Origin of the sequence: Nocardia sp. NPDC059229 (assembly GCF_042754165.1) — a bacterium.
GTDB lineage: Bacteria > Actinomycetota > Actinomycetes > Mycobacteriales > Mycobacteriaceae > Nocardia.
In genome coordinates, this window is the sequence record NZ_JBHZAK010000006.1 from 1 (window position 1) to 22,157 (window position 22,157).

20 protein-coding genes and 1 pseudogene are annotated in these 22,157 nt (G+C 66.4%); 12 read left to right on the top strand and 9 right to left on the bottom strand.

The window, feature by feature from the left end; translation table 11 throughout:
- Positions 1-400, bottom strand: a pseudogene (locus ACFXHE_RS15455) (transposase); the annotation flags it as partial.
- A 769-nt stretch (positions 401-1,169) separates the two neighbouring features.
- On the bottom strand, positions 1,170-1,973 hold the full coding sequence (locus ACFXHE_RS15460; RefSeq protein WP_379383468.1) for a hypothetical protein: 804 nt from the start codon (positions 1,971-1,973) through the stop codon (positions 1,170-1,172).
- A 788-nt stretch (positions 1,974-2,761) separates the two neighbouring features.
- Between ACFXHE_RS15460 and ACFXHE_RS15465 the strand changes: the two genes are divergently transcribed.
- A complete protein-coding gene (locus ACFXHE_RS15465; RefSeq protein ID WP_379383470.1) occupies positions 2,762-3,253 on the top strand; it encodes a hypothetical protein in 492 nt (163 codons plus the stop codon).
- Between the two features lie 1,527 nt (positions 3,254-4,780).
- On the top strand, positions 4,781-5,749 hold the full coding sequence (gene pip / locus ACFXHE_RS15470; protein ID WP_379383472.1) for a prolyl aminopeptidase: 969 nt from the start codon (positions 4,781-4,783) through the stop codon (positions 5,747-5,749).
- Between the two features lie 183 nt (positions 5,750-5,932).
- Here the strand turns inward: pip and ACFXHE_RS15475 are convergent, their stop codons facing one another.
- Complete coding sequence (locus ACFXHE_RS15475; protein ID WP_379383474.1) at positions 5,933-7,177, bottom strand: PucR family transcriptional regulator; 1,245 nt, start codon at positions 7,175-7,177, stop codon at positions 5,933-5,935.
- 228 nt (positions 7,178-7,405) lie between these two features.
- Here ACFXHE_RS15475 and ACFXHE_RS15480 point away from each other — a divergent pair, with 228 nt between their 5' ends.
- The 4 genes from ACFXHE_RS15480 (at position 7,406) to ACFXHE_RS15495 (ending at position 11,006) form a co-directional block, all read left to right on the top strand.
- Complete coding sequence (locus tag ACFXHE_RS15480; RefSeq protein ID WP_379383476.1) at positions 7,406-8,824, top strand: DUF1254 domain-containing protein; 1,419 nt, start codon at positions 7,406-7,408, stop codon at positions 8,822-8,824.
- Positions 8,825-8,863: 39 nt separating this feature from the next.
- The gene (locus ACFXHE_RS15485) at positions 8,864-9,454 is read left to right on the top strand and encodes a hypothetical protein (protein ID WP_379383478.1); all 591 of its coding nucleotides are present in this window, start codon (positions 8,864-8,866) and stop codon (positions 9,452-9,454) included.
- A gap of 86 nt (positions 9,455-9,540) precedes the next feature.
- Positions 9,541-10,233, top strand: a complete 693-nt coding sequence (locus ACFXHE_RS15490; protein ID WP_379383479.1) for a hypothetical protein — start codon at positions 9,541-9,543, stop codon at positions 10,231-10,233.
- Positions 10,234-10,247: 14 nt separating this feature from the next.
- Entirely contained in the window at positions 10,248-11,006 is a 759-nt protein-coding gene (locus ACFXHE_RS15495) for a hypothetical protein (RefSeq protein WP_379383481.1), read from the top strand.
- Positions 11,007-11,052: 46 nt separating this feature from the next.
- Here ACFXHE_RS15495 and ACFXHE_RS15500 read toward each other — a convergent pair whose 3' ends face one another.
- On the bottom strand, positions 11,053-11,541 hold the full coding sequence (locus ACFXHE_RS15500; protein WP_379383482.1) for a nuclear transport factor 2 family protein: 489 nt from the start codon (positions 11,539-11,541) through the stop codon (positions 11,053-11,055).
- 56 nt (positions 11,542-11,597) lie between these two features.
- Here ACFXHE_RS15500 and ACFXHE_RS15505 point away from each other — a divergent pair, with 56 nt between their 5' ends.
- Positions 11,598-12,674, top strand: coding sequence for a dihydrodipicolinate reductase (locus tag ACFXHE_RS15505; RefSeq protein ID WP_379383484.1), 1,077 nt, complete (start codon positions 11,598-11,600; stop codon positions 12,672-12,674).
- Positions 12,671-13,162 carry a carboxymuconolactone decarboxylase family protein gene (locus ACFXHE_RS15510; protein ID WP_364625892.1) on the top strand — a complete coding sequence of 164 codons (492 nt, stop codon included), beginning with the start codon at positions 12,671-12,673 and terminating at the stop codon, positions 13,160-13,162. Before ACFXHE_RS15505 ends, ACFXHE_RS15510 begins: the two co-directional genes overlap by 4 nt.
- A 57-nt stretch (positions 13,163-13,219) precedes the next feature.
- On the opposite strand, the gene ACFXHE_RS15515 is transcribed toward ACFXHE_RS15510, so the two are convergent.
- Both ACFXHE_RS15515 and ACFXHE_RS15520 read right to left on the bottom strand, forming a co-directional pair.
- Positions 13,220-14,308 (bottom strand): alkaline phosphatase family protein, encoded by a 1,089-nt coding sequence (locus ACFXHE_RS15515; RefSeq protein WP_379383486.1) that lies wholly within the window; start codon positions 14,306-14,308, stop codon positions 13,220-13,222.
- Positions 14,308-15,582 carry an alkaline phosphatase family protein gene (locus ACFXHE_RS15520; protein WP_379383488.1) on the bottom strand — a complete coding sequence of 425 codons (1,275 nt, stop codon included), beginning with the start codon at positions 15,580-15,582 and terminating at the stop codon, positions 14,308-14,310. The genes ACFXHE_RS15515 and ACFXHE_RS15520 overlap by 1 nt, the downstream gene beginning before the upstream one ends.
- Before the next feature lie 213 nt (positions 15,583-15,795).
- On the opposite strand from ACFXHE_RS15520, the gene ACFXHE_RS15525 reads away from it, so the two are divergent.
- The 3 genes from ACFXHE_RS15525 to ACFXHE_RS15535 all read left to right on the top strand — a co-directional run bounded on the left by ACFXHE_RS15525 (position 15,796) and on the right by ACFXHE_RS15535 (position 18,483).
- Positions 15,796-16,479 (top strand): PadR family transcriptional regulator, encoded by a 684-nt coding sequence (locus ACFXHE_RS15525; RefSeq protein ID WP_379384158.1) that lies wholly within the window; start codon positions 15,796-15,798, stop codon positions 16,477-16,479.
- Between the two features lie 163 nt (positions 16,480-16,642).
- Positions 16,643-17,665, top strand: a complete 1,023-nt coding sequence (locus ACFXHE_RS15530; protein ID WP_379383489.1) for an ABC transporter ATP-binding protein — start codon at positions 16,643-16,645, stop codon at positions 17,663-17,665.
- Positions 17,662-18,483 (top strand): ABC transporter permease, encoded by an 822-nt coding sequence (locus tag ACFXHE_RS15535; RefSeq protein WP_379383491.1) that lies wholly within the window; start codon positions 17,662-17,664, stop codon positions 18,481-18,483. The genes ACFXHE_RS15530 and ACFXHE_RS15535 overlap by 4 nt, the downstream gene beginning before the upstream one ends.
- A gap of 165 nt (positions 18,484-18,648) precedes the next feature.
- On the opposite strand, the gene ACFXHE_RS15540 is transcribed toward ACFXHE_RS15535, so the two are convergent.
- Together ACFXHE_RS15540 and yaaA are read right to left on the bottom strand one after the other, a co-directional pair.
- Positions 18,649-19,041: an ankyrin repeat domain-containing protein gene (locus tag ACFXHE_RS15540; RefSeq protein WP_364625878.1), complete on the bottom strand. Its 393-nt coding sequence runs from the start codon at positions 19,039-19,041 to the stop codon at positions 18,649-18,651.
- A gap of 65 nt (positions 19,042-19,106) precedes the next feature.
- Positions 19,107-19,853, bottom strand: a complete 747-nt coding sequence (yaaA, locus tag ACFXHE_RS15545; RefSeq protein ID WP_379383493.1) for a peroxide stress protein YaaA — start codon at positions 19,851-19,853, stop codon at positions 19,107-19,109.
- Positions 19,854-19,911: 58 nt separating this feature from the next.
- Here yaaA and ACFXHE_RS15550 point away from each other — a divergent pair, with 58 nt between their 5' ends.
- The gene (locus ACFXHE_RS15550) at positions 19,912-21,660 is read left to right on the top strand and encodes a proline--tRNA ligase (RefSeq protein WP_379383495.1); all 1,749 of its coding nucleotides are present in this window, start codon (positions 19,912-19,914) and stop codon (positions 21,658-21,660) included.
- A gap of 245 nt (positions 21,661-21,905) precedes the next feature.
- Here ACFXHE_RS15550 and ACFXHE_RS15555 read toward each other — a convergent pair whose 3' ends face one another.
- The gene (locus ACFXHE_RS15555) at positions 21,906-22,142 is read right to left on the bottom strand and encodes a hypothetical protein (protein ID WP_379383496.1); all 237 of its coding nucleotides are present in this window, start codon (positions 22,140-22,142) and stop codon (positions 21,906-21,908) included.
- Positions 22,143-22,157: the final 15 nt, after the last annotated feature.

Below are 22,157 nucleotides of genomic sequence, written 5' to 3' on the forward strand. Positions count from 1 at the left end.
GCGACCGCCGGCGGTCGCCGTTGCACCGACCGCGACTGCCCGGCCACCGCGCAGGCACGCCGTTGCGATACCCGGAATCGTTGCTGCAGAACCACGACGGCTCTGCGGCGCCGGTCCGGGTTCAGTAGTTTCCCCGGTTCAGTTCCTTGAGCATGTCGATGTCGAGGGCCTGCTCGGCGACCATCTTCTTCAACCGCGCATTCTCGCGTTCGAGCTCTTTGAGCCGTTTGGCGTCGTCGGATTTCATGCCGCCGTACTGGGACTGCCAGCGATGCCAGGAGGCCTCGGAAATCTCGAGGTGTTTGCACACCTCCTCGATCGAGAACTTCTCACCGAGTAGCTTCTCGCCCTCGCGAAGCTTGCGGATGATCTGCTCGGGAGTGTGTCGTCGTCGCGCCATGTCGTGATCTCATCCTCCTGCACCCATTCTGGTGCATCAGAACCCTCACAACCGCTGGACCTGCTCAGAGGGCTCCAGTCATCCTCGAAACGACGCTGACGGACACCCGAGGACTGCACGCGGACACGGCGGGACCGGTCGAAACCGGTGACCGCCGCTTCTTAGATGATGACTACCGGCCGAGCGTCCGCGCTACTGCGTAGCTGACGTCGAACAGCCCGTGGTCCGGTTCATAGATAAGGGCGTGGTCTGCGGTGGTGTACGACCGGGACTGTGCCTGCGGCGGGGGAACCGCCTCGGCTCGGTAGACGGCCACCACTCGACGGTCACTGTCCACAACCGGAATAGCGTTAGGTATCGCGGATCCATCAGCGAATCCAATATCGGGCTGATCTTGGATGTACCCCAGCGACAATGTGGCTAACTGGTTCGGCGCGTTCTGCTGAGCTTCGTTCTCTGACATCGCATGGCCTCCACACAAGGTCGGCTTGACACCAACGAGCGTCCAAATCACTTTACGCACACGATGGTTGAGTCTGCAGGGAACGACTCACCATCACTTTGAACGGTTGCCCAGGGATGGACAGTACCGCGGCCTGCTTTGCCGATGCGGTAGGCGCGCCCTCGATGCACTGTCATGCCGCAACCCGCGCTGACCGAACCGGCCAGCGCGGGGCGCCGGCGGTCGGAACCCGCTGCGGCGCAGAACGTCCGCTTCTGCCGATGAGCGTGTTCTCGACAGGGTCTCGTAGCCTTCAAGGATCAGCGGCTATGCCCCGGTTTGATCCCAGCCGATCGACGTCTGCGCTCGCGGGGCGAGTGATGACACAACTTGTCGAAGCTCGTCGGTGAACACCGGTTGCCACCGTTCGAAGTCGATCACGTGCAATGGGGTGCCTTCTGTGTCGCCGAGAGCCGCCCAAGGACCGTCATCTACCTGGTCGATGGTGCCGGATACCCACCATCCAGTGAGCATCCGTTCGTAGAGGGAATCCATTGCTTGCAGTACCTCGAAAGCGTGATCCGAGTTGTCGAGCCCGGTGACCTTGTATGCAAAATGCACCTCGGTTCGGAGAGCAGGGTCCGTTGCTGCCGCGAATCGAACCGTCGCATCGCGGCTCAGACGCATCGGCGCGAGGTAGGCCGGGGCAATGTCAACGAACCTGCGCGCGGACTCGACCGGTAGGAAGGTGAGGGCGTAATCGTCTGCCTGCGTATCGATTTCGATCAAGGACGTACCACCTTGAAGACTGAGTTCACCGATCAACTCGAGCAACAACTCCATAGCCGAACCTCTGTCGAGTTCGTCGGTCCGGGCGCAGATGAATTCGAACCATCCCACCGGGAGTTGTTGTGGAGCCGCAGGTAGGGATTGCAGGAGCCGCACTACTGTGGCCGGATCTTCTTTGGCGACGCGCCAGACGATGACTTCCGCCTCTTCGAGTCCTATCAGCAGTTCTTCGAGAGCGTCGCTGTCATCGTCATGTTGTCGCACCGCATCGGCGATCACCGGTCGATCGGAAGCCAGATACCGTGCGATCTCGACGAACGTGTCGCGACCGTATTCCGTCATTGCCTCACCTGCCAGCGGCGTGCGCGTGATGGCAACACGCTAATGGCGATCACCGACACGCTGCTCTCTAGCTGCCTACGAGCCTGGACAAGGCTCGCCAGGCCGATGTGCATGGCGCCGAACCATCCGCTTCTGCCCCATGCCGCGCTGACCGAACCGGCCAGCGCGGGGCATCGGAAGATCAACTGGCCGTGCCGATCCGAGGCCGGCGGAACATCCGCAACAGCCGAGAAGCGCGCAACCTGAACGCACGCTTCAGCTGAAGCCAATTCGTGGCATCGCGTGACACGGAGGTCTGGCGGGATCGTCCAATCGCGATCTAGATGCCTCGGGAGGTCTGGTCGGCGATCACGGCCCGTGGGGTCCAACCGGCCGAAGAGTCACTCCAAGCAGCCCGGTACACGCCAAATGCGTTGCAATGGCATGTCTTTCGTGACAGACGTGCCCAGTTTCGCGAAAAGTCACTCCAAGGAGTTCCGCAGATAGTGCCCTTATCTGCGATAACTCAGATGCCGACCTGGGTGAATGCACCGCGCACCCGCGACGGCCTGGCCGCCGCCCGCGGACGGTCCGGCGGTCAGAGACCCAAACTCGGACCTCGCCAGGTGCAACTGGCCCGGCAGATGTACGACGAAGGAGGTTTCGCGCTGGTTCGGGTGCGCGGGACGTGGCGAGCGCTCTGGCTCGAACGGGACCCGCACGACCACCTCGCCCTCGGCGTATCCCGAACACCCGGTGATCGTGTGACCGCTGCATCTCGTGGAATATGCTGTGGCAGAGTTGATCACATGACGATCGGACTGCCACCGCGGATTACGATGCCGAATTCCGTCGACTGGACCTATTGGGCATCCTACGAGGATTCTGTCGCCGCGTCCGGCTATCAGGTGGCGCGGCTGCTCGATCGCGAGCCGGTCTCGATCGGCAGTCCTGTCACCGCGACCGCGAAGCCCGCGCACATCTGGCTGCGCTATCACGACAACAATGACCGGGCCTACGGCGTGGTCACCCTCCCGTGGCCGTCGTACGTCACAACCGACCCAACCTCTCGGGCCTCCATCGCGATCGCCGTGGCCGCTCTGCTGCGAAATCCCGGCGAGCCAGAAGTTCCCCGGACAAGCACCGGAGGGCAGGTTCTCCTCGGCGGCACGTGGTATCCGGCTGCGACAGTGGCCGTCGACGCTGAGGTCTCTGTGCGCACGGCGCTCCTGCCGGCCGGTCGGGCCATCGCAGTCTGGGGTGCGGCCGAGCATCTCGGTCATGCCCTCGTGGACGTTTGAGGCGCGGCGCGCACGCATACTGATGGGACCGTACGCCTGGTCTGGCCCGTTCGGATTCCCAGCGACTCGATCACTCATCCGAGCGACTTTCACGCCAGAGTAGGCCCTCGAGGGCTGAGGGGGGTCCCAGGAGCCTTCGCCTAAGATCGGGCGGATTGCCGTAATCCGTTGGGCGGCAACGGATATGTTGCTTATTCCGCGAAAACTGCCGGGACCCCGATACGGGCGAGTGCCCACCCGCGACCAACACCCCGAAGCCCAGCACGACGCACTCACGGGTGGTTGGTCACCAGCAGTGCCTTGCTCAACTCGTGGCGGGAGGCGAGCTTACCGGAGGCCTTGTCGATGAATATCTGTCCGCACCCGGCCGGCATTCAATTCGTACGACCCTGGTCTGACATCCCACCGACCCTCCCCGACTTGGTAGGTACTACCGTTCACGGGGGTTCGGGAACGGCATCGCCTGTGCAGCATCTGCGATGCTGTACCACCCAACCGCAATCGACAGGGCGACAACCAACTTCATCGAGATTCTCATCGGCACGTTCAAGCTTCTCCTTGGGAGCATCGGAATGCTTGTGTACCGCAGGGCAGGCGAATTGTCCTGCCCCAGTGCAGATTCCACACTGGGTGCACGCGCGAATCCGGATCGACCGGAGTGAGTCCCATCACCCACGCCCGCCGTTCGCTGGTGTCAACTCGCATGCTGCATCCGCGCTGACCGAACCGGTCACCCTAGGAGGCAGCGGGCCAAGATCGACTGCGGCGGAGAACGTCCGCTACAGTCTGCTTCCCGCACTGTCGGAACCGGTCAGCGCGGGCCTCCGGAAAGATCAACGAACTGAGGTCGTCTCAGGCCGCGGCCCGCCCGCTGGCCAGTAGGGCAGAGTCGGCCCGCCACCCAGATCGGACGCGAAATGAACCAACAGCCGGGACCGAACCTGAACCGATCATCGGCGATAGGGGCGCCACTCACATCGACAACCCGGCTGTAGCACGCGACTTGGTCAGATCAATATTTCGGTATGGCGAGCAGCTGAATGTCGATCGATGTCCGAACGAGGATCAGTCTGAAATCTTCGTTGGCCCAAACGATTAGGTCAGGGTTGGGGGAACTCGGCTCGGTTGAGCGGCCGAGGGCCTCTGGGAGAGTCGGCGACAGCAGATCGAAGAGAAAGCTGGCTTGTTCGTCCCTCGCGCATCCGATGACCAGAGCGCCCGGCTATGCGTTCTGCTCGTTCGAACTCCATGGGACACAACACTATCCACTCACAACAACCACTGGTCGCGTGTCGCCATCGAGTACCACCAAATCGGCCAAGTCGCGGTCCGCGAAAGCACTGCTTGGCCGCTTACGGCGCGGTCCGGGCGTGCCGGCGCAGCCGACAGCGAACGTACTGAACCGGCGATGTGCGGATATCACTGGACCAGGTCTCTTCCCGTAATACGTTCCGTACGTTGGTGCCACGGCCAGGTCAACGCCCGCGCCGCCGTCGATGCTGCGTGCCTCCGCTAACCTTGGCAAACGTGCCGACGTCCTTTCCCTCGATCGATCCATACGCCGGCGGTCTGCTCGAGGTCGGTGACCGAAACCAGGTGTACTGGTGCACCAGCGGCAACCCAGCGGGCCGGCCCGCGCTGGTGGTGCATGGCGGGCCGGGCAGCGGGAGCAGCCCGCGAGCGCGGAAGTCGTTCGATCCGAACGTCTTCCGGATCGTGCAGTTCGATCAGCGCGGTTGCGGACGCAGCATTCCGAGCGCCGCCGATCCGGACACCGACATGGCGGTGAACACCACCGAGCACCTGATCGCCGATATGGAGCGGCTGCGCACCCACCTCGGCATCGACCGCTGGTTGCTTTACGGCGGGTCCTGGGGCTCGACGCTCATCCTCGCCTACGCCGAGCGATACCCGGAGCGGGTCACCGGGATCGTGCTGGTCGGTGTCACCAGCACCCGCCGCCGCGAGATCGACTGGCTGTACCGGGGTGTCGCGCGGCTGCTGCCCGCCGAATGGGCGCGGTTCCGGGCCGCGCTGCCCGGCGACGGTGACCCGGTCGAGGGCTACCGGCAGTTGATGGAACACCCGGACCCGGTGGTACGCCGCAGTGCCGCGATCGAGTGGTGTCGCTGGGAGGACGCGGTCATCGCGCACGAATCCCTGGGCAGCCCAGGGCAGTACAGCAGCAAGCCGGACGCCGCCATGCTCGCCTTCGTCCGGATCTGCACGCACTACTTCGCACACGCGGCGTGGCTCGACGAAGGCGTACTGCTGCGCGAAGCCGGTCGGCTCGCCGGGATCCCCGGCGAATTGATCCACGGCCGCCTCGATCTGAGCGCCCCGCTCGAAACCGCGTGGGAACTCGCCAAAGTCTGGCCGGACGCCCGCCTGCGCATCATCGACGACTCCGGCCACACCGGCAGCCCCGCCATGGGCGAGGCGGTCGCCCGCGCCATCGCCCGCTTCGCGCAGTCCGATACCAATCGGATCAGCTAGACGGCGGCAACCGGAGGCAACGGGCACCCGCCATGGTAGGCGTGACGGTAAGCCTGCCATTTGTCGTATCTATGATCGAAATGTACTTCGTCCCAACAGATTCCGGAGACGAAAGCCCGAGACGCGGCAAGGGTTGGGGGGCTACGCGGGATAGGTTGCTCTGGAGAGGGTCCGACTGATATGTCATCGGATGCTCGTCCGGGGGATTTCGTCGTCGACGATCCCGATGGCATGTGCGAGGTGGAGTGCGAGCTCGAGTGCCAAGCGGCGCTCGCCAACCGGTCTGCCAATGGCGAGTTCCGCTTGTTCGAGGCGGTATCGGACGGTGTTGTGGTGGATGCCGAGATTCGCGGCAGTCGCACGAAAGTTGCTGTTGGCGGAATAGAACGCCATCAGGGTTTCGCGGATGCGCCGTGTCGTGCGGTCGTTGCTCGCCAATGTGCCGAGTTCGGAGCTGACGAACTCGTGGCATCGCTCCGGGACGATCGAGCACATGGCTGCGATATCGACGTCGCGGTAGTGGGTGACCGTGGCGGTGGAAGGGGCGGTCATCTCCGAGACGCGCAGTGCGTCGAGGGCTTCTCTGTGGCTGTGGCGGAACCCGTCGAGGCCGCCGGCCGGATTGCCGATGGCGACCAGGACCGGCACCGAGGGTGACGGGATGCGCAGGTGATCATCCGCAGGGCTCGGCAGCCAGCACCACATGGTGCGGATGTCGACACGAACGGTCAACCCCGGTGCCCGGGTCGCCCGGCCCAGTTCCCGGACTGCCATGTCGAGCGACACGCCCGCGTCCGCATCGTTGGTCAAGGCGCGCAACACGATTGCCGTGTGCCGTCCCGAGAGCCGGTATCCCAGTCGGTATGTCGCATTGTCCACGTCGGTGTCCGAGCCGGAGAGCACGCGGCGCACATCTTCGAGATGGGAGAGCGAGCGTTCACGCGCGAGCCGCTCGTCTTCGTTTCGGTACTCCTCCGATATCCGTTCGGTCATCAGATCGAGGCACGACAGGATGTACGAGGTGCCCGCTTTGGCGACCTCCACTGATCGGCGATCATTGGGCCCGTAGGCATAGACCGCGTCCAACCACTGTTCGGTCAACAGGTTCGCACCGATGCGGTAGCCGCGGATCACCGCGGTCAACGGCAGCCCACGCTGCACCAGCATGCGAGTGCGTTCGATGACCTCCGCCGAGGGCATGAACATCTCCAGCGGTACGCCCCGGGCCAGATAGTCGAACGCGACCAGCGTGTTCGCCCGGCATGTCGCGAGCACGATGTCCTCGACGCCCGCCCGGCGAATTTCACCGACACGGTCCGCAATGAGTTGTGCGGCGTCTTCGGCGAGTGCGGGGCACCGGGGGAGCATTTCGCCGGCGACGGCTTGGACCGTTGCCTGGATCTCGTCGCCGCCCGGGACTGTATGCATGGCCAGATGGTGCCAAGAACTATCCAAATGGTCAATTATTCGAATCTACATTGACCATTTGACAGTGGTTGCCGTCACATCATGGTTGGTAGTTTCTTCAGCGAAGCGGAATAAGGCCAGCTCAGGCTCATATTCCCGGTGAATTGCGGATGCGTCGAGCGGCGGAGGCATGTTGTGTGATCCGTACAAGAGCCGTCCGCTCTCGTTCGTGTCTATCCAGAAGGATCCTTGAGTTCCAGATCTCGTCGAGGCAAGGTCGCGGCGGCACTTGCCGCAGCGCTGATGCTCGCGGTCGCGCTGACGGCGTGTTCGAAGAGTTCATCGCCGAGCGAAGCCGCGAAGGAGGACGCGGCGGCCAACGCCTACGTCTACACCTATCCGCTGGTGACGATGGAGGTCACGCGTCGGCAGCTGACAAACCTGCCACGCCCGAACGGGCGCACCGCGGCACCGATGAACCAGTTCGCCAATATGGCGTTTCTGCCCGATGCATCGTTCACCGCCGTGGTGCGCCCGAATGTCGACACCCTGTATTCGTCGATGTTCTACGACGTATCCAAGGAGCCGCTGGTGGTCAGCGTTCCGGACATGGGTGATCGCTACCACCTGTTCCCGATCCTGGACATGTGGACCAATGTGCAGGCGTCGCCGGGCACCCGCACTCTCGGCGCGGGCCATGGATATCAGTTCGCGATCACCGGCCCGAGCTGGCACGGCACCCTCCCGGCAGGGGTGCACGAGTACAAGATGCCGACCGACGGCGGCTGGGTCATCGGCCGGATTCAGGTCAATGGACCCGACGACCTTCCTGCGGTCACCGCGATCCAACGGCAGCTGACGGCCGTGCCGCTGAGTGCCTACGGCACCGCCTACACACCACCGGACAACACCGACCTGCACCCGGACTGGCCCACCGGTCAGGAGGTCGCCGCCTACATTCACCACCTCACCCCGCAGCAGTACTGGGACCTGTACTACTCGAGCCTGTCGCACAATCAGCCGCGACCGGAGGACAAGGGCCTGCTCGACCGGTTGGCCGAAGCCGGGTGGACACCGGACAAGAAGCTGGACCTGAGCCAACTGCCGGGGTCCGACCGCGGAGCGTGGCAGGACGCGTGGCCCAAGGCGCTGTCGAAGATCGAGATCGATCTTGTCGGTAAACCGGTCAACGGCTGGAACGTCGCACGCACGGGGATGGGCACCTACGGGACCGATTACGAGCGGCGCTCCAATATCGCGCACGGCGGGCTCGGCGCGAACCTGCCCGAGGATGCGATCTACCCGAACACCCGCACCGATGCGACCGCCGCGCAGCTGAACTCCGACCGGAACTACGTTCTGCATTTCGCCCCCGATCAGATTCCGCCGGTGCACGCGTTCTGGTCGCTGACCATGTACAACGACAAGGGTTTCTTCATCGCAAACCCCATCAATCGGTATGCGGTACGTGGCGAGCAGCTGCACAAGAACCCTGACGGCTCGCTGGACCTCTACATCCAGCACGAAAATCCCGGCGCGGCACGGGAATCCAACTGGCTTCCGGCTCCGGTGTCGGGCGACTTCAACCTGGTACTGCGCTTGTACTGGCCCGACACGAAGACCGTCGACGGTACCTGGAACCCACCCGGAATCACGACCACGCACTGACCCGTAGCGCCGGCTGCAACAGAAAGAGAAGGAACCATCGTGCACCGATTCGACATCACCATGACCAACATCGCCGTGCGGCGCTTGATCGAGACCACGGACAACCCACGGCACCGATACCTGCTGCAGGCATACGACCGGCATCGCAATCTGGAGATGGCCGGACGATGGAAGGAGATCTTCGCCCCGGACATGACTATCGAGCATCCCATCTACCACTTCAACGTTTTCGGAACCAACACCGTCCTCGATGGCGCCGAGGCAGTGCAGGCCGTCTACAGCGAGTGGAGCGGCACCGGCCAGTGCATCTTCTATGCCGAGGACGAGAAGCTTGCGGTCGGCGACAACATGATCTGCTCGACCGCGGCGATCTACCAGCAGACACCCGGTGCGATCCTCGCTGCGGGCGGAGCCGACGTCGACCCGGACGCGACCTATCTCGTCAAGAACGTCGAGCACATGATCTGGCCCTACGACGACCAGGGCCGGCTGGTCGGCGAGGACGTGTGGGAGATCGACGAATCCCAGCGCGAGATCATCACGCTGGATCCCGCGGAGGTCCTCACCGTCGAGCGTTCGGGGGAACTGCTCGCTCCGCTCATCAGGCCGCTGCCGTCCCGCCCCTTCTGATCCCCCGGACTTCCGGCTCACCGAACCCGGTGGGCGCCCGGAAGCCGAGCACACGTGACAACTTGCTTTGCGATGAGGAACTCGCCATGAAATTTCACACCCTGGCCCTGACAGCGTTTTCCGCTGTCGCGAGCGTCGCTGTCAGCGCCGCGACCGCAGCGGCAGCGCCGGACCCGACCGCTCCGGCCATCTCCTATCACGCTGCCGCGGTGGGAGATTCGGTGGTCGTGACGCTGCAGGACGGCACTTTCGGGCTCGCTGCCGACCAACGGTCGGTGACTGTGCGTGATGGGCTCGGACACACGCTCGACACCCTGCCGTTGGCCGCCGAGGTCGACGGCCGACAGCTACCGATCCGGCCGGAGATCTCGGCCGACGCGCGCACCCTGACCCTGGTCCCGGATGTCACCGGGCTGGTCCGGGCATCGGTGCGGCCGGTGGCCTCGCCGGTCGAGAACCAGTTGGCGATGAACGATCTCATCAACGCGGTCAGCATCAGTACCTCGGTCGGCAGCCTGATCGGCACCGCCGTCGGGGCGGTGGCCGGCGTCGGAATCGGGCTCGCGGTCGCGGGTGCGTCGTGCCTGGTGCTCAGCCTCGGCTGTGTCGTGGCGGTGCTGCCCATCGTCACATTGGCCGGTGCGGCCGGGGGACTGACCGGATTGGTGCTCGCGGGCGGGCCCAGTGCCGCCGTCGCCGCCTACAACTACGTCACCACTCTCAACGCGGCACCGGGCACCAGCCAGTACGGCCAGTACGCGACCGGCGCGAATCACTGAGGGTGAAGAACCAGATGCGAATCAGCACAACAGCATTCGCCACCGCCGTCGCGTCGCTCGCGGTGGCCACCGTGAGTGTGGCGGCGGGTCCGGCAGCCGCGGGAACCGGCGCAGATCCGCAGTGGCGGGGGAGCGTCACCCCCGAATCCGTGATCTCGACCATCGAGGTCGGCGGCTTCGTACTGTCGTCGGATCAGCGGTCGGTGACGGTCCAGGACGGCACCGGTCGGCAGTTGGCCGATCTGCCACTGACATTCGAGCTCGATGGTCGCGAATACGCCCTCGGCCAACAGATCTCGGCGGACGGACACCGGCTGACACTCACCCCCGATCCGGCGGTCCGGGCCGCGGCCCAGCCGGTGGCCTCCCCGTTGGAGAACCAACTCGCGCTCGGCGAGCTGGCCGGGAAGATGACGACGGCCACGCTGGCCGGAACCGTTGGCGGCACTGTTATCGGCCTGCTGGTCGGGGCGGTGATCGGCCTCGGTTCCTGCCTGGTGGTCGGCCCCGTCTGCCTGGCCACCGCGCCCGCCGCGCTCGCGGCCTTCGCGGGTGCGGGCGGTCTGGCCGGGACCCTGCTGGTAGGTGGCGGCACGCTCGCGGGCGGCCTGTGGAGGTACCTCGGCACCCTGCAGGCGGCGCCGGGTGAGAGCTCTTACGCCGAGCAGGGCGGCCTGCTCGACCCGAACGGCACCGGCGTTCCGGACGCGAATCTCCGGCTGCCGAAGATCGCCCTGCCGAGCGGCTCCTCCAGCCTGTCGGCCGGACACTGATCGTCTCCGGCAGCCGATGCCGCGCCCTCGCCCGGCGCGGACTACGTCAGCCCTGCCGGGGCTCGGCAGCCGGGGCCCAGCGGTTGGCGGTGAGGGCGTAGCCGGGCAGCGCGTCGGTGGACATCTTGGATTCGTAGATGCGCTGGTAGCCGGTGCTCGCGATGCGCCAGACGCCGTCCTCGCGGCGGTAGGTGTCGTGGTAGTAGGCCGCTCCGCGGATCAGCAGGCCGTAGTCGGCGGCGATCACGGTGTCCTCCAGACACCAACTGCCGGAAGCGGTATCGCCGTCGACGGTGATTTCCGGGTGGTTGGCGACGTGCACGGTGATGATGTTCCCGCTGAGCGCGCCGCGCATGAAATCCACGATCTGGTCGCGGCTGGTGAACTGGGCCGGTAGTCCGCCCGACGGCGATCCGTAGGACCCGACGATGTCCGCGCAGAGCGTGTCCCCGAACTCGTCCCACTGCTTCAGATCCAGCGTGCGCAGGTAGCGATACTTGAGTGCGCGAATCGATTCGAGAGCTGCAAAATCCATACCGCAATGTAGCCGAATCGGACATCTACCTAGCAAGCATTTGCTACGTTTCGGACATGATTTCCACCCTGGTCTGGGGCACGGGCAATGTCGGCCGTGCCGCCATCCGGGCCGTCGCGGCGCACCCCGGCCTGGAGCTGACCGGCGTCCTGGTCCACAACCCGGCCAAGGTCGGCCGCGACGCCGGTGACCTGGCCGGGCTGGACAGCGCGGTGGGGATCGCGGCGACCGCCGATGTCGACGCCGCGCTCGCGGCCGGACCCCGCGCCATCGTCTACGCCGCGTCCGGCGACATCCGCCCCGACGACGCCCTCGCCGACATCGAACGCGCCCTGCGCACCGGGGCCGTGGTGGTCACGCCCGCGCTCTATGCACTCTACGACCACCGCAGCGCCCCGATCGAACTGCAGGACCGGGTGTCGGCGGCCATCGCGGAGGGCGGCGGCGCCCTGTTCGTCTCCGGCATCGACCCCGGCTGGGGCAACGACGTCCTGCCGCTGCTCATGAGCGGCCTCGGCAGCAGCGTGGATGTGCTGCGCTGCCAGGAGATCTTCGACTACTCCACCTACGACCAGCCCGACTCGGTGCGCTACCTGGTCGGCATGGGCCAGCCCCTGGACTATCAGCCGCCCATGCTCGCGCCCACCATCCCGACCATGGTGTGGGGCGGGCAGATTCGGATGATCGCGCGCGGATTGGGCGTGGCGCTCACCGACATTCGCGAGGTGGTGGAGCGGCGCGCGCTGGACGAAACCGTCGAAACCGAGCGCATGGGCAAATTCGAGGCGGGCACCCAGGGCGCGGTGCGCTTCGAGGTGCAGGGCATCGTCGACGGTAGCCCGCGCATCGTCATCGAGCACATCACCCGCATCCACGCCAGCTGCGCCCCCGACTGGCCGCACCCTCCCAGCGGCGCCGGCGCACACCGCGTGCTCATCGAGGGCCGCCCGCGCATCGAGATCACCGTGCAGGCCACCGACGAGGACGGCAATCACTCCGCGGGCGGAAACGCCACCGCCGTGGGCAGATTGGTGAACGCCATCCCGTGGCTGGCCGACGCCGAGCCCGGCCTCTACGACGCCCTCGACGTCCCGCTGCCGTTCGGCACTCTCGGAAGGAACCCATCGGCATGATCATCGACATTCCCGAGGGCAAGGACCCCATCGGCTACGTGTGGGGCGAAATGGTGCCCGGCATCGGCGTCGCGGCCTCCAACTTCTCCCTCGCCGTCTACTCGCACAGCACCCTGGGACTGCGCGAATTCGAGGCCGCGCGGTTGCGCATCGCCCAGATCAACGGCTGCCTGTTCTGCCTGGACTGGCGCACCGATCGCAATGGCGAGAAGGTCGAGGAGTCCTTCGCCGACGACGTGACCGAGTGGCGCACCACCGAATCCTTCGACGACCGCACCCGGATGGCCGCCGAGTACGCCGAGCGCTACGCCCTCGACCACCACAACCTCGACGACGAGTTCTTCGAGCGGATGAAGACGCTCTACTCCGACGCCGAGATCGTCGAACTGTCCATGTGCCTCGGCTCCTGGCTGGCCTTCGGCCGCCTCAACCACGTGCTCGGCCTCGACGCCGTCTGCGTGCTGCCGGGACATACCGCGCAGCAGTAGCGCAACGGCCGGGGTGCTGCCCGCCCCTGCTCGGCAGCACCCCGGCCGGCGGCCGCGTCAGTTCCTCCGGTTGAACACCTCGGTTCCGAAGCGCGGCAGACCCGGTGCGGCGGCATAGCCCAGATACGGCAGGCCGAATCGATCCTCGATGCTCGCCAGCAGCGAATAGTGGTTGTACGGTGTGTCGCTGAAGGTGCCCGGCGTCACCGACCTGGGTGAGATGACCAGGGCGCCCACCCGGCCGCCGCCGAGGCCGGTGATACCCGGCAGGGCACTGTCCGGGCCGGGACCCTCGCCACAGCACGCCGAGGAATCCTGTTGCGGCCCATCGGATTCGTCGAAGGTGATGATCAGGATCCCGTTCTGCTGGAAGGCCGGGGCCGAGGTGATCACCGGAACCCACTCTCGCAGCCAGAGATCCGCCGACGCCAGCCCGCCCGGAGCGCCCGTGACACAGGGGGAGTCGTGCCCGTCGTCGCACAGGTCCGGGGTGATATAGGCGAAGTTCGGCGTCGTATCCGGCTGTGCCAGATCACTCTTCAGCGCACCGAGATCGACCACCTGCTGCTGGCAGGCGGGCGAGTCGATGATCTCGTGGAAGTACACGAACGGGTTGTGCCGGGCCGCGTACTGGCTTGCGGCGGTCGCCTTCTGGGTGGTGTCCTGGCTGTTCAGGGCCGGATGGCGGCAGGGCGTGCCCATATCCTCCATGTAGCCCTTCCAGCTGCGGCCCGCCCCCGTCAGCTGCCCGGCGAGCGTCGGTACCGACGCGGGGTACACGCAGCCCTGACCGACCGCCTGGCCGGGCGGAACCGTTCCGGCGCCCGCGAAGTCGCTGTAGATCTGGCAGTCGGCCTGCGTCTCGGCATTCGGTCCCTGACCGGACAGCTGGGCGATGTAGTTGTCCAGACTGTTGTGCCCGATGCCGTAGTACTGGCTCAGCAGCACCCCCTCCGACCGCAGGGTCTTGCTCAGATACGGTGCGGCCGACGCCGGTCCCCAGGTCTCGTCGTACCCCTTGTTCTCCAGCTGGATCACGAAGATGTGCGGCGCGCCGGGATCCGCGGTCGCATGCGGGCCATAGCCGACGGCCAGCGCGGCGATCGTGAACACCAGCACCACGATGAGTTGGCCGAGCCGGCGCATCACAGACTCCATCCCGTCGATGCGGCAACGGCGCGCAGGGTATTCCACTGTTCGAAGTCGGCCACCACGGCCGGGGCGCACACCCCCGGTGGCGCGGGCGGCACATTCCATTGCGGCGCAGTGGGATTCGGTGCGCTGCCGAAGTCGAGCACCTCGGCGATATTGCGGGCGGCGGCGTCGCGCGGGGTGAGGGACGGCAGCCCCCATCGCCATTCGATCGCCTTGAGCACCGAGGTGTGGTCGTAGACCTCGTGGGCCACGTGCCCGCGCCGCGCCAGCGGGGAGATCACCAGGCACGGCACCCGGAATCCGCGCAGCCCCCAGCCCGGGTTGGCATCCGGCGCGACCTGCGGCGGCACGTGGTCGAAGAAGCCGCCCCACTCGTCGTAGTTGATGATCAGCAGGGTGCGCGACCAGGCCGGGCTGTTGGTGACGGCCTGATAGACCTGGTTCAGGAACGCCTGTCCGGCACGGATATCGGCGTGCGGATGATCGTCGGCCGAGGTGCCGGTGTCCTCGTCGAGGAACTTGGGATCGACGAAGGAGACCGCGGGCAGCGTCCCGGCCGCGCAATCGGACAGGAAGGTCGCGAACGGGCGCGAGATGGACAGGTACCTGCTGCCCCACAGCGCCAGGAACGGTGTGTCGTAGAAGTAGTAGCGGCCTTGAATACCGGCCGCCGCCAGGCGATCCCAGATGGTCGGCAGGGTCGAGATGGTCGTCGAATTGTGAATGCGGTCCGTTTGCGCGGCATGCTGATAGAAGCGATTCGGATAGGTTTCGGCCATGATCGCCGAGAAGTAGTTGTCGCACACCGTCCACGCCGGCGCGGCATTTCCGTAGAAGCCGAGATCGCCCCGCTCGTAATAGCCGATCGAGAATTCGTCGTTGGTTCCGGCGCGCAGCCAGCCGTCGCACTTGCCGTCGTTGTACTCCACGCGGCCGCCCTCGAAGGAGTGGTCGGGATCGTTGTACTGGCAGCCCTGCGTGGTCGCCAGGTGAAAGGTGTTGTGTGCCGCCCCGTTACGGTCGGTGAAGGTCAACCCGGCCTGCTTGCCGTTCGCTCCGGGCAGCCAGCCCAGGTAGTGGTCGAACGAGCGGTTCTCCATCATCACCACGATGATGTGGTCGATACCGGAATCCGCGGGCGCTGGCAGCGGGGCGGCGGAGGCACGTGGGGCCGTCGCCCCGAGGGCCGCGCCGACCGCTAGGGCTCCCGCTCCGGCGAGGACTGTTCGCCGGCTGGTGGTGGTACTTCGAAGAAAATCCGTCACGGGTTATGCATCGCGCGGGGGATTACCGGCGAGTAACCAGTGTGGCGAAATTGAATGAGAAATAGATGAACGCGTCAACTATTGGACGTGCGACCAATTTAGCACGGCATGTCCGGCATGCTCACCCCGCATTCCCCTCCTTGCTGGGTCGTTGGCGGGGGAGTACTCTGGCCAGAGTAAGAAAATACTCTGATCAGAGTAACCGGGGTGAGCATGGCTGGGAAGCGGGCGTTCCGCCGGGTCAATCCCCTGGCGCTGGCCGTACTCGTGCAGCTCTGGGAGCGGCCGATGCACCCGTATCAGATCTCGCAGACCCTCAAGCAGCGCGGCAAGGACGGTAGCGTGCGGATCAATTACGGCGCGCTGTACCCGGTGGTCGAATCACTGCTGAACCAGGGTTTCATCGAGGTCGTCGGCGCTGAACAGGACGGCAACCGGCCCGCGCGGACCGTGTACCGCATCACCCCCGACGGTGTCGTCGAGATGCGGGACTGGTTGCGCGCCTGGATATCCGAACCGGAGAAGGAATACCCGCGGTTCATGGCCGCGCTGTCGTTCCTGCCCGCGCTCGGACCCGACGAGGCCGCGGCCCTGCTGCGGCGGCGAGTCACGGTGCTGGACAAGCAGATTGCCGAGATCCGCGCCGCCACCGACGCCGTCGTCTCCTGGCTGCCCGAAGTGCTGCTCATCGAGGGCAACTACGAGATGCACATGCTCACCGCCGACCGCGACTTCACCGCCGCCCTGGCCGCCCGCATCGAATCCGATGACCTGGGCGGCATCGAGGGCTGGCGCACCATGGCCGACCTGGTCGCCCGATACCCCGCCGGCCGGGTGCCCCCGGACATCGGCGACAAGCTGCTCGAGGAATGGGGGTTGCCGACGCCGCCGACGTGAGCCGGGCAATCGGCCCGGCAACAACGACGGCCCGGGTGCGCCAACACCCGAGCCGTCGCCGAATCCGAACGACCGACGGCGAACCGCCGGATGCTCGAACCGCATTCCCAGCATATCCACCGGTCCCGTGGTCGTTCCCACACCTGACGAGGAACGAACAACCATGTCCGTCACACCCATGCCCTCGGCCGCGGTCGAGGTGCACGACCTGGTCAAAACCTATCCCGGCGGCCGCCGCAAGCCCGATGTGCGGGCCCTCGACGGCCTGAGCTTCGGCATTGCCGCCGGCACCGTCTACGGCATGCTCGGCCCCAACGGCGCGGGCAAGTCCACCACCACCAAGATCTGCACCACCCTGTCGCGGGCCGATTCCGGGACCGCGCGGGTGGCCGGATTCGATGTCACCACCGACGCGGCCGCCATCCGGCATCGCATCGGCTACGTCTCACAGGGCTCGGGCGCCGACCCGCGGCAGACGCCCTTCGAGAATCTGGTCATGGCCGCGCGCCTGCACGGCCTGACCCGCCACGACGCGGTGACCCGGGCCGACGGGCTGCTCGATCAGTTCCAGCTCACCGAGGCGCGAAACCGCAAGGTGTCCAAGCTCTCCGGCGGCATGCGGCGCAAACTCGACGTCGCCGTCGGACTGGTGCACACGCCGTCGGTGCTGTTCCTGGACGAGCCGACCACCGGCCTGGACCCGCAGGCCCGGGCCGAGATGTGGTCGGAGATCCGGCGATTGTCCACCGAGGCGGCCCTCACCGTGGTGCTGACCACCCACTATCTGGAGGAGGCCGACGAGCTGGCCGATCGCCTGGTCATCATCGATCACGGGCGCGCGGTTATCGAAGGCACACCGGCACAACTGAAGTCGACACTCGACGGCGACACCCTCACGGTCGAACTCATCGCACCGGATGTGGCCGCCGTGCGCGCGGTCGGGGAATCCATTCCGGCACTGCGGGATATCGTCGTCGAGCAGGACGGGCCCAACGGCAGGCTCATCGCCCGCACCGACGACCCCTCCGGCATCGTCGGCCGGGTCATTTCCGAATTCGACGCCGCCGCCATCGGTTTCGGCGCGGTCTCCATCTCCCGGCCCTCCCTCGACGATGTGTACCTGCACTACGCGGGCCGCTCGTACCGGGCCGACAACAACCGCGACCGGACGGAGGTGGCGGCATGACCGTGCTCACCTCCGACCTGCCCGTCACCCGCGAAAACCCCACGGCCGCTTGGCCGGTGGCGGCCGGGCAGATCTTCCGGCGCTGGATGGTGAACACCCTGCGCGAATCCTGGGGCGTGTTCGCGGCGCTGCTGCAGCCCATCGTGTGGATCCTGCTGTTCGGGCAGGTCTTCAAATCCGTCGGCGACATCCCGGGATTCGGGGCAGCGAACTACATCACCTTCCTGGCGCCCGGCGTGCTCATGATGACCGTGCTCTACTCGGGCGTCTGGGCGGGTACCGGATACATCGAGGACATCGACAACGGCGTGATGAATCAGCTACTCACCGCACCGATTTCGCGCAGCGCGGTGGTGGCGGGCCAGCTCGGCGTGCAGCTCACCATCGGCCTGGTCCAGTCCGCGCTGGTCCTGCTCATCGGATTCGCCGGCGGCGCACGCTATCCCGGCGGCGTGACCGGCATCGCGCTGGCGCTGATCGCGGCCACCCTGCTGGCGGCCGTCTTCTGCGCGGGCTCGGTGGCCCTGGCCCTGATCTCCCGCAGCCAGATCGCCCTGATCGGCATGTCCCAGCTCATCATCCTGCCCCTGACCTTCCTGTCCTCGGGCATGATGGCCACCTCCCTCATGCCGGGCTGGGTCCAGGCCATCTCCAAGTTCAACCCGGTGACCTGGGCGGTCGACATCGGCCGCACCGGCCTCGCGGGCACCGCCGACGCGGGCTTCGTCGCCGCCCACCTCGGCTACCTGACCGCCCTGGCAGCGCTCGCCTTCCTCTGGGCGCTGTCGGCCTTCCGCACTTACCAGCGGACGCAGTAACCGGGCGAACACGCGAAAAGTCCGGCCTGCGTGGCGATCTCGCCCGCAGGCCGGAAGTCGTGCCTCTCAGGAGGTTCGGGGCGAAGCCTCTGGAAGCTACGAGAGTCGTGCCTCTGGGGTTCGGGGGCGAAGCCCCTGAGAGCTACGAGAGTTGGTTGGTTCACCCTACTTGTCGAACAGCGCCAGATACTTGGTCTGCCCGAACATCTCGGCCGCGTCCCGCGCGGACGGGCTGCCCGCGTTCGGATCGGCCCCGGCCGCGAGCAGGGCGTGGACGATCTCGTCCGAGCCCTTGAACACCGCGCCGGACAGCGGGGTCTGGCCCTTGTCGTTGCCGAAGTTGGGGTCCGCCTTGCGTTCCAGCAGGGCGTTCACCGCCTCCGGGTGCGAGTAGTAGGCGGCCAGCATGAGCAGCGTGTCGCCATTGTCGTTGGTCAGGTTCACCGGCACCCCGGCGTCGAGGTAGGCGCCCAGGGTGGCGGCATCGCCGTTGCGGGCCAGATCGAAGATCTTGCTCGCCAGCTCGAGCACTTCCGGATCCAGGTCTTTGGGTTCCACCAGGCCACTCTAGCCAGCCGGGACCGCCGCGGCCGAGCGAAGTTCCCTATAGGAAATCGGTGTGCTCAGGAGGTGATGATGAGCAGCTCGGTCGGCGAGGCGATCTCGGTGCGCAGTCCGGACTTCTCGGCCACTCGGGCCAGCCCGTCGATATCCGACGGCTCCGACCGCGACAGCACCAGTGCCCGCGCCAGCAGTCCCTTGTGGTGTTTGTTGAAGTGGCTCACCACGGTTCGCTTCCCGTCCGGACGCTCGGTCAGCACCGTCGCGGTGACCGCGCCCGGGACCCGGCCCAGATTCTGATAGGTGCCCGACCGCAGATCCACCACCAGGTGCCCGGCCGCCTCCGCGCGCAGCGCCGCGGGCAGCACCGCCTTCCACAGCGACTGCAGCGTCGGCAGACCCGGCAGCTTCGACCCGCCCGAAAGCCGGTAGGCCGGAATCGGATCGCCCGCGCGGATCACCCCGAACAGCGCCGAGCCGATGCCCAGGCGCGCCTCGGCCTTGGCGCGCTGGGCCTTGGTGAACCGGGCCGCGTCGAGTGCGTCGTACAGCACACCCGTGTAGCGGTCCAGGGCCGGGCGGGTGGCGGAGGTGCGCAGGGCGGCATTGCGCGCGATCTCCGCGTCAGCCCCCTTGCCCAGTGTCAGCGCGGCACGCGCGGCGTCGGGATCGGCGGCCAGCGCGATCAACTCGGTGACGAGTTTGTCGCGCACCGCTGTGAGCTGCGGCATCGCGAGGGAATCCAGGTCCAGGGGACCGCCCGAACCACCGTCGGACTTGGTTTCTGAGGGAGGCAGCAGCACCAGCACGAGCCAACACGGTAATGCCTTGTGAACTGTGCGCGAGCAGCGGCTACTGTGTTGAGCCGTGATCACCCGCCTCTCCCACCTGTTCCTGCGCACCCTGCGCGACGACCCCGCCGACGCCGAGGTGCCCAGCCACAAGCTGCTGGTGCGTGCCGGTTACGTGCGTCGCATCGCGCCCGGCGTCTACTCGTGGCTGCCGCTCGGCCTGCGCACGCTGCGCAAGGTCGAGGATGTCGTCCGGTCGGAGATGAACGCCATCGGGGCCCAGGAGATCTCGCTGCCGGCGCTGCTGCCGCGCGAACCGTACGAAACCACCAACCGCTGGACCGAGTACGGCGACGGCCTGTTCCGGCTCAAGGACCGCAAGGGCCAGGACTACCTGCTCGGCCCCACCCACGAGGAGCTGTTCGCCCTCACGGTGAAGGGCGAGTACAGCTCCTACAAGGATCTGCCGGTCACGCTGTACCAGATCCAGACCAAGTACCGCGACGAAGGCCGCCCGCGCGCGGGCATCCTGCGCGGGCGCGAGTTCATCATGAAGGACTCGTACTCCTTCGACCTCGACGAGGACGGGCTGAAGAACAGCTACAACGCCCACCGCGAGGCCTACCAGAAGATCTTCGACCGCCTGGGCGTCAAGTACGTCATCGTGGCCGCCACCTCCGGCGCCATGGGCGGCTCGGCGTCGGAGGAGTTCCTGGCCGACAGCCCCGTCGGCGAGGACACCTACGTCATCTGCCGCGAATCCGGTTACGCCGCAAACGTGGAGGCCGTGATCACCGCCGCGCCCCCGGCGATCCCGCTGGAGGGACAGGCCGACGCCGTCGTCCACGACACCCCCAACACGCCGACCATCGCGACGCTGGTCGACTGGGCCAATACCGCCAACGTGCTGGGTCGCGAGGTGACCGCCGCCGACACGCTCAAGAACGTCATGGTCAAGCTGCGCTACCCCGACGGCAAGACCGAGATCCTCGGCGTCGGCATCCCCGGCGATCGTGAGGTCGACGACAAGCGCCTCGGGGCGTCCGTCGAGCCGGCCGAGGTGGAACTGCTGGACGAGACCGACTTCAAGGCCAACCCGTTCCTGGTGAAGGGCTACATCGGCCCGAAGGCCCTGCAGGCCAACGGCGTCCGCTACCTCGTCGACCCGCGCGTGGTCTCCGGCACCGCCTGGATCACCGGCGCCGACGAGCAGGGCAAGCACTACGTCGGCCTGGTCTCCGGACGCGACTTCACCCCCGACGGCACCATCGAGGCCGCCGAGGTTCGCGACGGCGATCCCTCGCCCGACGGCCGCGGCGTCCTGGAAGCCGCCCGCGGCATCGAGATCGGCCACATCTTTCAGCTCGGCCAGAAGTACACCGACGCTTTCGAGGTCGACGTGCTGGGCGAGAACGGCAAGCCGGTCCGTCTCACCATGGGCTCCTACGGCGTCGGCGTGTCCCGCATGGTCGCCGTGCTCGCCGAGCAGATGCACGACGACAAGGGCCTGCGCTGGCCCCGCGAGGTCGCCCCGTTCGACGTCCACGTCGTCATCGCCAACAAGGACGAGGGCGCCCGCGCGGGCGCCGAACAGGTTGCCGCCGAACTCGATTCCCTCGGCTTCGAGGTCCTCCTCGACGACCGCACCGCCTCCCCGGGCGTGAAGTTCAAGGACGCCGAGCTCCTCGGCATGCCCTACATCGTGGTCGTCGGCCGCGGCTGGGCCGAGGGCAAGATCGAACTCCGCGACCGCTTCGCCGGCACAGCCGAGGAACTCCCGGCCGAGACCGCCGTGGCCTCGGTCGCGGCCAAGATCCGCGGCTGACATCGCTGTCGCGAAACTGTAAGTGGCGCATCACCGTCGGGTGATGCGCCACTTTTTTTCACCGAACCCCACCGGTGTCCGCTCGCCAGATGTTCCACCCGAGACCAGGCCCGCGAACCATCTCCTGGACGGCGCGCTCATAGGCCTTTTTCGCCGCACAGTCGTCCAGGCACGCCCGATGCCGATCGAGTCCGCTCTTCGCCTCGGCGAGCGTGGCGGGCCGCCGATAGGGTGCCCGATGCCGATTACGGATCACACGTGCCACAACCCGGCTCCATTCGACTCGCCGGAAACCGAATGACCTTCGCGGACTCGATCTTTTCCGCGTCGGTCTTGATGATCTGCCGCGCCGCCATCTTTCGCTCACACATCGCGGTCAGGCAATCCTGATGCAACACAAGCGATTCCATCGCCTCCGCCGACGTCATGGCCGGTTCCCGCTCCCCGACATCGCAATTTTCCAGCCGTTCGTAGATGTCCACGACCCATTCACCTCC

Coding starts and splice junctions, on each gene's coding strand:
- ACFXHE_RS15460 (WP_379383468.1), bottom strand. CDS start 1,973: ATGACGGAATACGGTCGCGACACGTTCGTCGAGATCGCACGGTATCTG.
- ACFXHE_RS15465 (WP_379383470.1), top strand. CDS start 2,762: ATGACGATCGGACTGCCACCGCGGATTACGATGCCGAATTCCGTCGAC.
- ACFXHE_RS15475 (WP_379383474.1), bottom strand. CDS start 7,177: ATGCATACAGTCCCGGGCGGCGACGAGATCCAGGCAACGGTCCAAGCC.
- ACFXHE_RS15490 (WP_379383479.1), top strand. CDS start 9,541: ATGAAATTTCACACCCTGGCCCTGACAGCGTTTTCCGCTGTCGCGAGC.
- ACFXHE_RS15495 (WP_379383481.1), top strand. CDS start 10,248: ATGCGAATCAGCACAACAGCATTCGCCACCGCCGTCGCGTCGCTCGCG.
- ACFXHE_RS15500 (WP_379383482.1), bottom strand. CDS start 11,541: ATGGATTTTGCAGCTCTCGAATCGATTCGCGCACTCAAGTATCGCTAC.
- ACFXHE_RS15505 (WP_379383484.1), top strand. CDS start 11,598: ATGATTTCCACCCTGGTCTGGGGCACGGGCAATGTCGGCCGTGCCGCC.
- ACFXHE_RS15510 (WP_364625892.1), top strand. CDS start 12,671: ATGATCATCGACATTCCCGAGGGCAAGGACCCCATCGGCTACGTGTGG.
- ACFXHE_RS15515 (WP_379383486.1), bottom strand. CDS start 14,308: ATGCGCCGGCTCGGCCAACTCATCGTGGTGCTGGTGTTCACGATCGCC.
- ACFXHE_RS15525 (WP_379384158.1), top strand. CDS start 15,796: ATGGCTGGGAAGCGGGCGTTCCGCCGGGTCAATCCCCTGGCGCTGGCC.
- ACFXHE_RS15530 (WP_379383489.1), top strand. CDS start 16,643: ATGTCCGTCACACCCATGCCCTCGGCCGCGGTCGAGGTGCACGACCTG.
- ACFXHE_RS15535 (WP_379383491.1), top strand. CDS start 17,662: ATGACCGTGCTCACCTCCGACCTGCCCGTCACCCGCGAAAACCCCACG.